The 12548-nt window shown below is 72.0% G+C and carries 13 protein-coding genes and 1 tRNA gene; 8 read left to right on the top strand and 6 right to left on the bottom strand.

Features of this window, described 5'->3' with window-relative positions:
* Positions 1–25: 25 nt before the first annotated feature.
* Both ACIF80_RS29535 and ACIF80_RS29530 read right to left on the bottom strand, forming a co-directional pair.
* Positions 26–757, bottom strand: a complete 732-nt coding sequence (locus ACIF80_RS29535) for a decarboxylase (RefSeq protein ID WP_399810207.1) — start codon at positions 755–757, stop codon at positions 26–28.
* Positions 754–1725, bottom strand: coding sequence for an aspartate/glutamate racemase family protein (locus ACIF80_RS29530; RefSeq protein ID WP_399810205.1), 972 nt, complete (start codon positions 1723–1725; stop codon positions 754–756). Before ACIF80_RS29530 ends, ACIF80_RS29535 begins: the two co-directional genes overlap by 4 nt.
* A gap of 220 nt (positions 1726–1945) precedes the next feature.
* Between ACIF80_RS29530 and ACIF80_RS29525 the strand changes: the two genes are divergently transcribed.
* Both ACIF80_RS29525 and ACIF80_RS29520 read left to right on the top strand, forming a co-directional pair.
* Entirely contained in the window at positions 1946–2911 is a 966-nt protein-coding gene (locus ACIF80_RS29525) for a D-2-hydroxyacid dehydrogenase (RefSeq protein ID WP_399810203.1), read from the top strand.
* Positions 2912–2982: 71 nt separating this feature from the next.
* Positions 2983–4410 carry an amidase gene (locus ACIF80_RS29520; RefSeq protein WP_399810201.1) on the top strand — a complete coding sequence of 476 codons (1428 nt, stop codon included), beginning with the start codon at positions 2983–2985 and terminating at the stop codon, positions 4408–4410.
* Here ACIF80_RS29520 and ACIF80_RS29515 read toward each other — a convergent pair.
* Positions 4391–4885 (bottom strand): DUF3830 family protein, encoded by a 495-nt coding sequence (locus tag ACIF80_RS29515; RefSeq protein ID WP_399810200.1) that lies wholly within the window; start codon positions 4883–4885, stop codon positions 4391–4393. The two genes, ACIF80_RS29520 and ACIF80_RS29515, sit on opposite strands and share 20 nt — an antisense overlap.
* A gap of 97 nt (positions 4886–4982) precedes the next feature.
* Here ACIF80_RS29515 and ehuB point away from each other — a divergent pair, with 97 nt between their 5' ends.
* The 6 genes from ehuB (at position 4983) to ACIF80_RS29485 (ending at position 9265) form a co-directional block, all read left to right on the top strand.
* Positions 4983–5909 (top strand): ectoine/hydroxyectoine ABC transporter substrate-binding protein EhuB, encoded by a 927-nt coding sequence (ehuB, locus tag ACIF80_RS29510; RefSeq protein WP_399810198.1) that lies wholly within the window; start codon positions 4983–4985, stop codon positions 5907–5909.
* Positions 5906–6622 (top strand): ectoine/hydroxyectoine ABC transporter permease subunit EhuC, encoded by a 717-nt coding sequence (ehuC, locus tag ACIF80_RS29505; RefSeq protein ID WP_399810196.1) that lies wholly within the window; start codon positions 5906–5908, stop codon positions 6620–6622. Before ehuB ends, ehuC begins: the two co-directional genes overlap by 4 nt.
* Positions 6622–7272, top strand: a complete 651-nt coding sequence (ehuD, locus tag ACIF80_RS29500) for an ectoine/hydroxyectoine ABC transporter permease subunit EhuD (protein ID WP_399810193.1) — start codon at positions 6622–6624, stop codon at positions 7270–7272. The genes ehuC and ehuD overlap by 1 nt, the downstream gene beginning before the upstream one ends.
* 94 nt (positions 7273–7366) lie before the next feature.
* Positions 7367–8095: an ectoine/hydroxyectoine ABC transporter ATP-binding protein EhuA gene (gene ehuA, locus ACIF80_RS29495; RefSeq protein ID WP_399810266.1), complete on the top strand. Its 729-nt coding sequence runs from the start codon at positions 7367–7369 to the stop codon at positions 8093–8095.
* Positions 8096–8324: 229 nt separating this feature from the next.
* Positions 8325–9083: an IclR family transcriptional regulator gene (locus ACIF80_RS29490; protein WP_399810192.1), complete on the top strand. Its 759-nt coding sequence runs from the start codon at positions 8325–8327 to the stop codon at positions 9081–9083.
* 108 nt (positions 9084–9191) lie between these two features.
* Positions 9192–9265 (top strand) — tRNA-Lys (locus tag ACIF80_RS29485).
* A 62-nt stretch (positions 9266–9327) separates the two neighbouring features.
* Here the strand turns inward: ACIF80_RS29485 and ACIF80_RS29480 are convergent.
* The 3 genes from ACIF80_RS29480 to ACIF80_RS29470 form a co-directional block, all read right to left on the bottom strand.
* Positions 9328–9933 (bottom strand): lytic polysaccharide monooxygenase, encoded by a 606-nt coding sequence (locus ACIF80_RS29480; RefSeq protein ID WP_399810190.1) that lies wholly within the window; start codon positions 9931–9933, stop codon positions 9328–9330.
* A 170-nt stretch (positions 9934–10103) separates the two neighbouring features.
* On the bottom strand, positions 10104–11219 hold the full coding sequence (locus ACIF80_RS29475) for an SPFH domain-containing protein (protein WP_399810188.1): 1116 nt from the start codon (positions 11217–11219) through the stop codon (positions 10104–10106).
* A 139-nt stretch (positions 11220–11358) separates the two neighbouring features.
* Entirely contained in the window at positions 11359–12240 is an 882-nt protein-coding gene (locus ACIF80_RS29470; protein WP_399810187.1) for an NlpC/P60 family protein, read from the bottom strand.
* Positions 12241–12548: the final 308 nt, after the last annotated feature.

Raw genomic sequence — 12548 nt, 5'->3', positions numbered from 1 at the left:
GAACTCCGCGCGGTTCCGCGGGCCGCTACACCTGCACGATCGGTTCCCGCGTGAACAGGGCGCCCAGGCTCGGCGCGTTCACCCGGCGGTCGGCCAGGCGCAGCCCCTCCCAGACGGTGACCTGGTTGGCGGTGAGGACCGGTTTGCCGAGCTCCTTCTCGAGGGCCGGGAGGTGGGCGGCCGTGTGCAGGGCCGTGTCGGGGAGGAGGAGGGCCTGGGCGTCCGGGCGGTCGGCCGCGCGGGCGAGGGCGAACAGCTCGGCCTCGCCCCAGGTGCCGACCTCCGCCGCCGTGACGATCCCGGCGCTGGTGACTCCGGTCACCTCCACCCCGTCGGCCGCCAGGAACTCCACGAAGAGCGCGGCCACGTCGTCCGGGTAGGTCGCGCCGACGGCGACCCGCCGGGCCCCGATCTCCCGCGCCGCGTGCACGAAGGCGAAGGACGTGGAGGACGCGGGCATACCCGCCGTGAGGGCGAGGGCGCGCACCTGCTCGTGGGCGCCCTCCCAGCCGCGGACGAAGCTGCCGCTGGTGCAGGCCCACACCACGGCGTCGGCGCCGGTGAGCCGCAGCTCCTGGAGGCCGGCCGCGAGCCGGTCGGCCTCGCCCATCTCGAGCAGGGCGTCGGCCCGGTGCGCGTCCTCACCGATGTCGGTGTGCACCAGGTCCATCCGTACGTCGCTGCCCAGCAGTTGCTCGATGCGCGGATAGTCGTCCTCGGCGGAGTGTCCGGGGTAGAGGAATCCCAGTGCGGTCATGTCCAGCCTTCCTGCTGCTTCTCGTCCGGTCCACCGGACACGCCCTGCGCGCCCGGCACACCCTGCGCGTCCGACACGCCGTGCACGCCCCGCACCTCCGGTGACTCCTGCCCTTCCGGCAGTACGGAGCCGGTCGGCACCACCGGTCCGGCGGCCGGCACCACGGTGCCGGCCGCCGGGCCCGGCAGTGCGCTCCCGGTACCGGTACCGGTGCCGCTGCGCGCCGACGTGTCGATCAGCGCCTGATACGGTCCCACCGCCCGGGTACCCAGTCGGCGCAACGCCGCCCACATGGTCACCTGGTTGGCCGAGATCACCGGTATGCGCAGTTCCGCCTCCAGCTGGGGGATCACGTCGTAGGTCGGCAGGTTGGTGCAGGACAGGAACAGCGCGTCCGCCGCGCCGAGCCGGCCGCGCATCGCCGCCCGCCGGGCCATGTCGGCCACCTCGCGGTAGGTGACCTTCCAGATCTGCCGGGTCAGGCCCATGTACGCGCAGCCGGTGACCATGACCCCGGCCTGCGCCACGTACTCCTCCAGCGCCCGGGTCACCGACACGGTGTAGGGCGTCACCAGCGCCAGCCGCCGTACGTCCAGCTCCACCAACGCCTCCAGCAGCGCGCCCGAGGTGGTGACCGCGGGGACCGAGCCGGCCCTGCTCATCGCCTCGCACATGGCGTGCTCGCCCATGACCCCGCCGACGAAACTGCCCGACGTACAGGCGTACGCGACGGCCTCGGGGGTGACCTCGGTGAGGGTGCTCACGGCGTTCTGGAGGGTCTCGTGCTCGCTGATCATGCGGGCGAGGTCCAGGCTCACCTCGACCGGCACGTACGGCGTTCGGGTGACGTGCAGGGACACGTCGTCGGGCGTCCACCGCCACAGTTCGCGGTCCAGCGCGAAGTCGAAGGGGGCGATCACACCGACCCCGCGCTGCGGGCCCGGTCCGCCGAGAAAGGAGACGTCCATGTCAGCACCGGCCTCACGGTGAGAGACGAGCACGCAACGGTTCGTGGAAACGCCCGTGTTGACGACGGTAGGTTCGGGGTGCCAGCGTGGTCAATCCGTACATCTCAGACTTCTGGCCGTCCGGAGAAAAGGCGGCCGTGACCTCTCCCCGGAGGACCCCCTCGACCGGCTCACCGACAGGCCCGCGACCGGCCCTTCGACCTCACACAGGACCGCTTCCATGACCCTCCCCACGCTGCTCGTCCTGGACGCCGATCCGCCGCCCCGGCTGGGCCGGCTGACCGGCAGGGTCCGCGTCGAGCACGCGGACGCCTCGACGCTCGCCGAGCGGCTGCCGTCCGCCGACGTGCTGCTGGTCTGGGACTTCACCTCGCACGCGGTGCGCGCCGCCTGGCCGGGCGAGGGCCCCAGGCCCCGCTGGGTGCACACGGCGAGCGCGGGCGTGGACCATCTGATGTGTCCGGAACTCGCCGTCTCCGACACGGTGGTCACCAACGCGCGCGGCGTCTTCGACCGGCCGATCGCCGAGTACGTCGCCGCGCTCGTGCTGGCGATGGCGAAGGATCTGCCGCGGACGCTGGCGCTCCAGCGGGAACGGACCTGGCTCCACCGTGAGTCGCGCAGGGTCGCCGGGACCCGTGCCTGCGTCGTCGGGTCGGGGCCGATCGGGCGGGCGGTCGCCGGCACGCTCGAGGCGCTCGGCGTCACCACCGCGCTGGTCGGCCGGACCGCGCGCGCGGGGTCGGACGGCACCGCGGCCGTGCACGGCACCGAGGACCTGGACCGGCTGATCGCCCGCGCCGACTGGGTGGTCGCCGCCGCGCCGCTCACCGGGCAGACCCGGGGCATGTTCGACGCCCGCCGGTTCGGGCTGATGCAGCCGTCCGCCCACTTCGTCAACATCGGCCGCGGACCGCTGGTCGTCGAGGACGCGCTCGCCGAGGCGCTGCAACAGCACCGCATCGCGGGCGCCGCCCTGGACGTCTTCGACTCCGAGCCGCTCACTGCGGACAGCCCGCTGTGGGACGTGCCGGGACTGGTCGTGTCCCCGCACATGAGCGGGGACACCCTGGGGTGGCGGGACGAACTCGGCGCCCAGTTCGTGGAGTTGTACGAACTCTGGGCCGCCGGCAAGCCTCTGGTGAACGTGGTCGACAAGCAGCGTGGGTATGTACCCGGACACTGACCCGCCCGGCACCCGCCGGCCCGCCCGAGATCCCTGACCCACCCGGCACCCCTGACCTCCCGGGAGCGTGGATGACCCAAGGCACCGACCGCACCGCCCTCACGTCCCTCACCGCCGTGCAGCTCCTCGACGGCTACCGCACCGGCGCGTTCGGTCCCGTGGCGGTGACCCGCGCGGCGCTGGAGCGGGCCCAGGAGATCCAGCCGGAGGTGAACGCGTTCGTCCGGCTCTTCCCCGACCGGGCGCTGGAACAGGCCGCCGCGTCCGAGGCGCGGTGGCGGCGCGGCGAGCCGCACGGGCTGCTCGACGGGGTGCCGGTCACGGTGAAGGACATCCTGCTGCTGCGCGGCGCCCCCACCCTGCGCGGTTCGCGCGCCGTCGACCCGGCGGGCCCCTGGGACGAGGACGCGCCGTCGGTGGCGCGGCTGCGGGAGCACGGCGCCGTCTTCCTGGGCAAGACGACGACCCCCGAGTTCGGCTGGAAGGCCGTGACGGACTCCCCGCTCAGCGGCATCACCCGCAACCCGTACGACCTTGCGCGTACCGCGGGCGGCTCCAGCGGGGGCGCGGCGGCGGCCGTGGCGCTGGGCGCGGGGCCGCTGGCGCTGGGGACGGACGGCGGGGGCAGCGTCCGCATCCCGGCGGCGTTCTGCGGAATCTTCGCGCTGAAGCCGACGTACGGGAGGGTGCCGCTGTATCCGGCGAGCGCGTTCGGCACGCTGGCGCACGTCGGCCCGATGACGCGGGACGCGGCGGACGCGGCGCTGCTGATGGATGTGATCAGCGGACCGGACTCCCGCGACTGGTCGGCACTGGCCCCGGCACCCGGCTCGTTCAGGGAAGGGCTGGACGGCGGGGTGCGGGGGCTGCGGGTGGCGTACTCGCCGTCGCTGGGCGGGCAGGTGGCGGTGGCGCCACAGGTCGCGGCGGCGGTACGGCGGGCGGTGGAGCGGCTGGCCGCGCTCGGCGCGTACGTGGAGGAGACCGACCCGGACTTCTCGGACCCGGCGGACGCCTTCCACACCCTGTGGTTCTCCGGGGCGGCGCGGGTGGTGCAGCACCTCACCCGTGAGCAGCGGGGACTGCTGGATCCCGGACTGCGCGAGATCTGCGCCGCCGGGGCGCGCCGGTCGGCGCTGGACTACCTGGCGGCGGTCGACGTGCGGATGGATCTGGGCCGGCGCATGGGCCGCCTCCACGACACCTACGACCTGCTGGTCACCCCGACCGTGCCGCGCACCGCGTTCGAGGCGGGCGCGGAGGTGCCGAAGGGGGCCGGCCACCGGCGGTGGACGGGCTGGACCCCGTTCACCTACCCGTTCAACCTGACCCAGCAGCCCGCGGCGACCGTCCCCGTCGGCACCGACGCGGCCGGGCTGCCGGTCGGTGTCCAGCTCGTGGCCGCCCGCCACGCCGACGCGCTGGTGCTGCGGGCGGCCCACGCGCTGTACACGTCCGGGGCGGCCCGGGTTCCCGGGCTCACGCCCGCCGGAAGCTGAGGCTCTCCCCCACCGCGCCCGTGCGCCACAGGTCGTTGCACCCGTCGGCCATCTCCGCCAGGCCTTCGACGACCTGGCCCCAGACGATGCCGGGCACCCAGCCCACGTCGCCGTTCAGCAGCAGGTTGTTGCGCTCGTAGAACAGGGCCAGGTCCACGACCGTGGCGCCGGGGCCGACCTCGCGGTCGTAGCCGTAGGCCTTGGTGCCCAGTTCCGCGCCCGCGAAGGAGAAATAGCAGAGATCTCCCGGAATGGGGGTGATCGTCGGATTCTCCAGTGGTGGCTCGGATTCCGCGAAGGGCGGGAAAAGGGCATAGATCTCGTTGCGGGCGTATTTGGCGTGGTAGACGTCGCCGGACAGGGGCAGCGAGTTCCAGACGGCCGCACAGGTGACCGGCGCGCGGTCGTCGAGCAACCGGGCCGTACAGGTGATTCCGCGTTTGACCAGCGAGACCTCGACATATCGGTCAATCATGAAACCCATCGTCCCGCACCGGTCAAGACCGCCCGACCGCCGAACGGGGCCGAAACTGGCGGGAATACTCGGGATCGATTCGGGTAGCCGCGCCGCCATGGCTCCACCACTGGGAAAACAACTGAGACGACGCGGGGAAGCGTCCACGCCCGTCGGGCCCTCACGCCGATCGCTGCTCGCGGGGGTCGCGGCGCTCGGCGCACTGGGCGCGGCGGGCTGCTCGCGCGTACCCACCGAAGCGAGCACGGGCGGCGGTGACCAGCTCGAACGGCTCAAGGCGGCGGGCGTGGTCCGCCTGGGCATCGCCGGTGAGATCCCCTTCGGTTACATCGACAAGGACGGCAACCTGACCGGGGAGGCGCCGGAGCTCGCGAAGGTCATCTTCCAACGGCTCGGCGTGGAGCGGGTCCAGCCCGTGCCCACCGAGTTCGGTTCGCTGATCCCGGGGCTGAACTCGCAGCAGTTCGACGTCGTGGCCGCCGGGATGTACATCAATCCCGAGCGCTGCGAACAGGTCATATTCTCCGACCCCGATTACCAGATGCTCGATTCCTTCATCGTGCGCAAGGGCAATCCGAAGGGGCTGACCAGCTACAAGGACGTCGTCGAGAAGAAGGCGAAGTTCGCCACCGGCACCGGGTACGCGGAGATCGCGTACGCGGTCGAGGCCGGATATCCGGAGGGCGACATCCTGATCGTCCCCGACCAGGTCGCCGGACTGAACGCGGTGGAGGCCGGGCGGGTCGACGTCTTCGCCGGTACGGCGCTCACCACCCGTGAGGTGGTGAAGAAGTCCGCCAGGGCGGAGGTCACGGAGCCGTTCCGGCCGATCGTCAACGGTGAGCCGCACACCGACGGCGGCGGCTTCGCGTTCCGTCCCACCGAAACGAATCTGCGCGACGCCTTCAACGAGGAGCTGGCGAAGCTGAAGGAGAGCGGCGAGCTGCTGCGGATCCTGAGGCCGTTCGGTTTCACCGAGGACGAGATGACGGATCTGACCGCGAAGGAGTTGTGCGGCGGATGACCTCAGGACTTTGGGAACTCGTACTCAGGGGCGTCTGGGTCACGATCCAGCTGCTGGTGCTCAGCGCGCTGCTCGCGGCCGCGGTCTCCTTCGTGGTCGGCATCGCGCGCACCCACCGGCTGAAGTTCGTCCGCTTCCTCGCGGGTCTCTACACCGAGGTGTTCCGCGGCACCTCGGCGCTGGTGATGATCTTCTGGGTGTTCTTCGTGCTGCCCCCGGCCTTCGGCTGGCAGCTGGTGCCGCTGTGGGCGGGCACGCTGGCGCTCGGTCTGACCTACGGCGCCTACGGCTCGGAGATCGTGCGCGGCGCGCTGGCCGCCGTCGATCCGGCACAGCGTGAGGGCGGTATCGCGCTCAGCTTCACGCCCGCGCAGCGGATGCGGCTGATCCTGCTGCCGCAGGCGGTGCCGGAGATGATCCCGCCGTTCTCCAACCTGCTGATCGAGCTGCTCAAGGGCACCGCCCTGGTGTCGATCATGGGTATGGGCGATCTGGCGTTCAGCGCCAACCTGGTGCGTCTGGCGCTGCAGGAGAGCGCCGAGATCTACACGTACGTCCTGGTGATCTACTTCGTGATCGCCTTCCTGCTCACCCGGATCATGCGCGGTCTGGAGAAGAAGCTGAAGGCCGGCGTCGGAAAGAAGCCCGTGCCCGAACCCGATCTGGAACTGAAGCGGGCCGAGACGACCGGTGTCGGCGGGGGAGGTGCCTGATGAAGTGGGACTGGAGCGCGGTCTCCGACTTCATGCCGTACTTCTGGGACGGTCTGCTGGTCACCCTGCAGATCCTGGTTCTCGGCTCCCTGATCTCGTTCGTCCTCGGCCTGGTGTGGGCCCTGCTGATGCGGGCGCCGTCCCGCTGGGTGACCTGGCCGGTCGGCGGCGTGACGGAGTTCATCCGCAACACCCCGCTGCTGGTGCAGCTGTTCTTCCTGTTCTACGTGCTGCCCGAGTGGGGTCTGACCTTCTCGGCGCTGACCACCGGCATCTTCGCCATCGGTCTGCACTACTCGACGTACACGATGCAGGTCTACCGCGCGGGCATCGAGGCCGTGCCGGTGGGCCAGTGGGAGGCGGCGACGGCACTGAACCTGCCGGTGCGCCGGACGTGGACCGCGGTGATCCTGCCGCAGGCCGTGCGCAGGGTGGTCCCCGCGCTCGGCAACTACGTCATCTCGATGCTGAAGGACACGCCCCTGCTGATGGCGATCACCGTGCTGGAGATGCTCGGTGAGGCCCGCCTGTTCTCCCAGCAGCACTTCCAGTTCACCGAGCCCCTGACGGTGATCGGCCTCGCCTTCATCGTCATCTCCTACCTGGCCTCCCTTGCCCTCCGAGCCCTGGAGCGACGCCTTGTCCACTGACAGCACCCAGCCCAGCACCCCTCCCGCCCCCGGCGACGGCGCCGAGAAGGCGGCCGACCCGGCCGCCGGCACCGCCCGCGCCGCCGGCAGCGAGCTGATCCGGCTGGAGAAGGTCACCAAGCGGTTCGGGACCAACACGGTCCTCGACAACCTGGACTTCTCCGTGGACGCCGGCAAGCACGTCACCCTGATCGGGCCGTCCGGATCGGGCAAGACGACCATCCTGCGGCTGCTGATGACGCTGCTGAAGCCCGACGAGGGCACGGTCACCGTCGACGGGGACCAGCTGTTCCCCGCGCCGGAGAAGCAGGTCCGCGAGATCCGCAAGAAGATCGGGATGGTCTTCCAGCACTTCAACCTGTTCCCGAACATGACCGTGCTGCGGAACATCACCGAGGCGCCGGTCACCGTGCTCGGCCTGTCCAAGGACGAGGCCGAGGAGCGGGCGCGGGAACTGCTCGAGATGGTCGGACTGACCGAGCACATCGACAAGCACCCCGCGCAGCTGTCCGGCGGTCAGCAGCAGCGGGTGGCGATCGCGCGGGCGCTGGCGATGCGGCCGCAGGTGCTGCTCCTCGACGAGGTGACCTCGGCGCTCGACCCGGAGCTCGTCGCGGGCGTCCTGGACGTGCTGCGGGACATCGCACGCTCCACCGACATCACCATGCTCTGCGTCACCCACGAGATGGGCTTCGCCCGGGACATCTCCGACCGCGTGCTGATGTTCGACCACGGCCGGATCATCGAGTCGGCCCCGCCGGAGAAGCTCTTCAGCGAGCCCGAGCACGACCGGACCCGGGAGTTCCTCAGCGCGGTCCTGTGACGGCGGGGCGATGTCGCGGGGCGGGCGGTCTCCGGGGCGGGCGGTCTCCGGGGCAACGCCCGAGGTCCACGCGCCGGGTCATCCCCTTGGCATATGCCCGTGGACCGGCGCCGCAGTTGGGAGAGTCGCAATCTCGTCAACACCCGCTCCTCGAAGGCCGCTTGACGGCTATCGTGGAGAGGATTCGCTGACCGGATTGCGGCACCATGAGCGAGCGCAGGGGGAAACCGTGGCGCTGAAGCACAAGCCGACCGCCCCGCACCACTCGGTCCAGGACGCCCTGCGCGTCCTGGACACGGTGGCGCGGCACACCACCGGAGTCACCGACACCCAGCTCGCCCGTGAGACCGGCCTCGGCCCGGAGCGACTGACCACGCTCCTGTCGATGCTGCGCCGCGAGGCCTACGTGGAGCAGAGCGCCGACGACACGTACGTCGCCGGGGAGGCCTTCGCCCGCCTCGGCTCGGCCCATGAGCACGAAGCGGCGCTGCACGGCAAGCTCCAGCGCACCCTGGACCGGCTCCGCGACCGTGTCGGCGCCGCCGTCTACATGAGCCGGTACGTGGACGGCGAGGTGAAGGTCACCCAGTACGCCGCCGGATCGGCCGCCCCGAAGGTCCACGAGTGGGTGGACTTCCGCGACGCGGCCCACGCCACCGCCATCGGCAAGAGCCTGCTGACCCAGCTGGACCACAACGGCCGGCGCGAGCATCTCGCCCGGCACCGGGCGGTCCGGCTCACCTCGCGCACCATCACCAGCGACAAGGTGCTGCTCTCCCGGCTGGCGGCCCACCCGCCCACGGTGCCGGTGCTCGACCTCCAGGAGTACGCGATCGGCACGGTCTGCGCGGCCGTCCCGGTCACCGCCGGTTCCTCGGTGGGCTGCCTGGCCCTGTCCCTGCCCGTCGAGCACGCCCACCGCCTGCGCCGGGCGGCCGACGCCCTCAACCGCAACGCGGCTCCGGTGCTGCTGTCGCTGACGATCTAGGGAGCGGGGCACCGGGAGGTTCCGGTCCGGCGCGCGGTCGGAAGCACCCCTCGGGAGCGGGTAGTATTTTCCGCGTCGCCGACCGCGGAAGCGGACGGCGGGAGTCATGCGCCGCTAGCTCAGTTGGTTAGAGCAGCTGACTCTTAATCAGCGGGTCCGGGGTTCGAGTCCCTGGCGGCGCACAGTGAAGGGCCTCTCGTGGGAACGAGAGGCCCTTCGGCGTGCCCGGTGCGGGAGAGCGGCGTCAGAAGGTGACGTCCGAGCAGGCGTAGAACGCGTTGCCCGTGTCGGCGACCGACCACACCGCGAGGATGACGTGGCGCCCGCTCAGCCCGGACGGGAGCGTGCCGCTGTGCGAGAGCGTCTGCGGCGGGCGCTGTCCGTTGTAGGGCACCTTCAGGAACGGCGTGAGGTTGAGGTCGGACCGGGCCAGGTTGTGGTTCTGGTTCCAGCCCGGCTTGGTGATGTAGTACGAGAAGTCGCTGGTGGCGTGCATGGCCGTGAACTGCCACCGGAAGGTGTAGTTCTGGCCGCCCGACACCCTGGTGGTCGGCCAGGCGCCGCCCGAGGGCGTCTTCGGGCTGTCGAGTTGGGCGAACGGCGTGTTGTTGGCCGAACAGAGCCGGCCGTCGGCGGGGCCGGCGCCGGGGAAGCCCTTCGGGCCCTCGACGCTCTGCGGCTCCCACTGGATGGAACCGCAGTTGGTCACGCCGCCGTTCTGGCAGAGCTTCTGCCTGCTGATGGGCAGATCGGTGTAGCCGTGGCCGCTGGCACCACCGGAGGAGAGCACGAGCGCTCCGGTCGTGGCCAGCCCCACCGCGGCTGCGTACAGCTTGGTCTGTGTGCGCATGCTGCCGCTCCTGGGGAACGTGGGGGGAGTGTCAGTGAGCTGGTGCAGGTAGGTCTAGACCAAGTCTCAGATTAGGGCTGCCGCTTGAGCATGTCCATACCAATAACGCAACCCGTTCGCCGCCTTCCCGCACCCGGCCCGGCCCCGGCCCGCCGCGGCCACGGCAAGCTCTACGGCCCCGCCTCCCCCCGCCCCGCGCAGAACGCCACCGTCAGGTCCTTCACCAGCACCTTGCGCTCGTAGTCGTCCAGGTCCACCAGTCCTCGCAGGGTCAGCCGGGTCACCGTGTCCTCCACCGAGTCCACGACCGAGGTGAGCGCGCTCGCCCGCTGCCGGGCGTCCAGCTCGGCGATCCGGCGCCGGTGTATGGCGGCGGCCACCTCGGGGGCGTACTCCACCCGGACCGGCCGCACCGCGAACACCTCGATCCCCACCGGGCCGGCGTCCGCCGCGACCAGCCGGGTCAGCGCGTCCTGCGCCGTGCCCGCCGCACCGCCCGGCTCGCCCGGTGCCTTCACCGGGACCCGGAGCAGCGCCGCCTCGACGCACTCGCGCACGTACCTCTCGTGGTCCTCGACGCCCAGGGTGGCCCGCGCGGTGTCCCGCACCCGCCACACGACCAGCACGACCACCCGCAGCGCCACCCCGCCGCGGTCGGCCGCCTGCATCGGCTCACTGCGCCAGTGGCGCAGCCGCACGTCGACCCGGCGGCGCAGCAGCAGCGGGTTCACCCACAGCAGGCCGGTGCGCCGGACGGTCCCGCGGTAGCGGCCGAACAGACCGAGCACCCAGGCCCGTCCGGTCCGGCCGCGCGCCAGCCCGCCGAACCCGAACAGGCCGAGGGCCCCGGCAGCCGCGTACGTCGCCCACTGCGCGGGCCCGAGTCCGGCGGCCCCCGCGGCTCCCGCGTGCGCCGGAAGCCCGAACGCGACGGTCACCGCCGGCGGCAGGACGCCCGCCCACCACGACGTGGCCACGCACCCGGCCGCCCCGCACATCCCGGCGAGCACCCCCGCGCCCCCGGGCAGCACCCGGGCGGGCCGCTCCGCCAGTCCGGGGTCGACCCGCGGCGCGGGCGACCGGGACGCCTCGGCGGCCGGGCGGCGCAGCCGCGACTGCTCCCCCGTGCCCTGCCGGCGCCCGACGACCGTGGGACGCAGCCGCACGGGCACCGGGTCGGGGCCGTCGCGGAACAGCAGATGGACGGGGATCGCGGTGGTGGACTCGGTGCGGATCACCCGCCCGGGCCTCCCCGCCACCGAGCGCTCGCTCCCGGCCGGAGGCACGGATCCGGGGGTACGGGCACCAGGGGTGTGCGGGCCGGGAGTACAGGGGTCAGGGGAGTGGGGGGTGCCAGAGGGGTGGGGGGCGTCAGAGGAGGGAGGGGCGTCAGGGGCGTGAGGGGGATCAGGGGAGTGAGGGGTGTCAGGAGTGGTCAGGGTCATCCGTGCCTCCAGCCTTCACGCCGCCGGCCGTCAGCAGCTCCCGGGTCAGCGAGCCCGGCAGCCCGCCCGTGAGGATTCCTCCGCGGGCGGAAGCGGTCACGCCCAGGTACCGGTACGGGACGTAGCCCGCGGAGTTGTTCCAGTAGGCGTACGGGGTGGACCGCCGGAGCGTGTTCGGGCGGACCTGTTCGTAGGCGACGTAGGCGGTGCGCGTGCTGTCCGTCCAGCCGCCGAAGAGGACGACGTGGGAACCGCTCTGCGGGTCGGCCGCATTGTGGAACAGCAGCATGTCCCCCGGCTGGAGTTCCGCCTTGGTGATCTTCTGCGCGTACTGCCCGAGGCTTCCGGTCCATTCGTTCGCGGGCAGGTTCCAGGCCATCGAGACGAAACCCGAGCAGTCCTGCCGGTAACCGTCGGACCAGTACGCGGACGTGCTGTACGGAACCTTCGCGGCGACCCATCTCTCGGCCCGTTCGACGATGTCCGCGCGGGTGATCACGCGGACCGACGACGGGGGCGGGGGGACCGTGGGGTCCGCGGGATCGGGCGTCCGGCCGTCGGGGCCGTACAGCGGCCCCCTCGGCCCCTGCGGGGTGCCGGACCCCTCGTCAGCAGGGGCACCCGGGACTCCGGGAGAGCCGGACCGGCCGGCGGTGTGCGGGGCGGCCGGGGCGGGGACCGCGCACGCGCCGATCACCGCCGACGCCGCGGCGGCCACGAGGAGGGGACGGAACACCGCTCGCCGGCCGGCTGTACGGGCGGCCGGCGAGCGGGGACGGGTGAGTGCGCGCCGCCCGTGAACACAGCCGGGGCAGTCGCAGTCGCTCGCGGGATCGAGTTCCTCGAACACCGGGGGCTCCATGCGCTCCCCGCACCTTCCGCCGTCCGAGCGACCCGACCGCTCCGACCGTTCCGACCGGTGCGAGTGGTCCGGCCGGTCCGGGCGACCCGAGCGGTCCATGCGACTCCCCTCACGGTTCCGGCCACATGTCCGATCACACGCCCGGTGAAATAAGTCACGTCTGTGCATAAAGGTCACCTTCTCAACCGTCCACGGAGCACGCACTTTGACGGTCCGAATGATGTAAGCGCGCCGCCGCGGGCACCGGCGGCGGACGGAATCCGGGACCCCGCCCCGGCGGGTGGTCGGGAGTACCCCGCGGGGTCCGG

Origin of the sequence: Streptomyces sp. NPDC085927, assembly GCF_044540975.1 — a bacterium.
In the GTDB taxonomy this organism is placed as follows: Bacteria; Actinomycetota; Actinomycetes; order Streptomycetales; family Streptomycetaceae; genus Streptomyces; species Streptomyces hirsutus.
The sequence above is the reverse complement of the archived record's forward strand: the minus strand, read 5'-3'. Positions and strand labels throughout refer to the sequence as shown.

Excerpts from the sequence above, each read along its gene's own strand:
- ACIF80_RS29535 (WP_399810207.1), bottom strand. The coding sequence starts at position 757 with ATGACCGCACTGGGATTCCTCTACCCCGGACACTCCGCCGAGGACGAC.
- ACIF80_RS29530 (WP_399810205.1), bottom strand. The coding sequence starts at position 1,725 with ATGGACGTCTCCTTTCTCGGCGGACCGGGCCCGCAGCGCGGGGTCGGT.
- ACIF80_RS29525 (WP_399810203.1), top strand. The coding sequence starts at position 1,946 with ATGACCCTCCCCACGCTGCTCGTCCTGGACGCCGATCCGCCGCCCCGG.
- ACIF80_RS29520 (WP_399810201.1), top strand. The coding sequence starts at position 2,983 with ATGACCCAAGGCACCGACCGCACCGCCCTCACGTCCCTCACCGCCGTG.
- ACIF80_RS29515 (WP_399810200.1), bottom strand. The coding sequence starts at position 4,885 with ATGATTGACCGATATGTCGAGGTCTCGCTGGTCAAACGCGGAATCACC.
- ehuB (WP_399810198.1), top strand. The coding sequence starts at position 4,983 with ATGGCTCCACCACTGGGAAAACAACTGAGACGACGCGGGGAAGCGTCC.
- ehuC (WP_399810196.1), top strand. The coding sequence starts at position 5,906 with ATGACCTCAGGACTTTGGGAACTCGTACTCAGGGGCGTCTGGGTCACG.
- ehuD (WP_399810193.1), top strand. The coding sequence starts at position 6,622 with ATGAAGTGGGACTGGAGCGCGGTCTCCGACTTCATGCCGTACTTCTGG.
- ACIF80_RS29480 (WP_399810190.1), bottom strand. The coding sequence starts at position 9,933 with ATGCGCACACAGACCAAGCTGTACGCAGCCGCGGTGGGGCTGGCCACG.
- ACIF80_RS29470 (WP_399810187.1), bottom strand. The coding sequence starts at position 12,240 with ATGGAGCCCCCGGTGTTCGAGGAACTCGATCCCGCGAGCGACTGCGAC.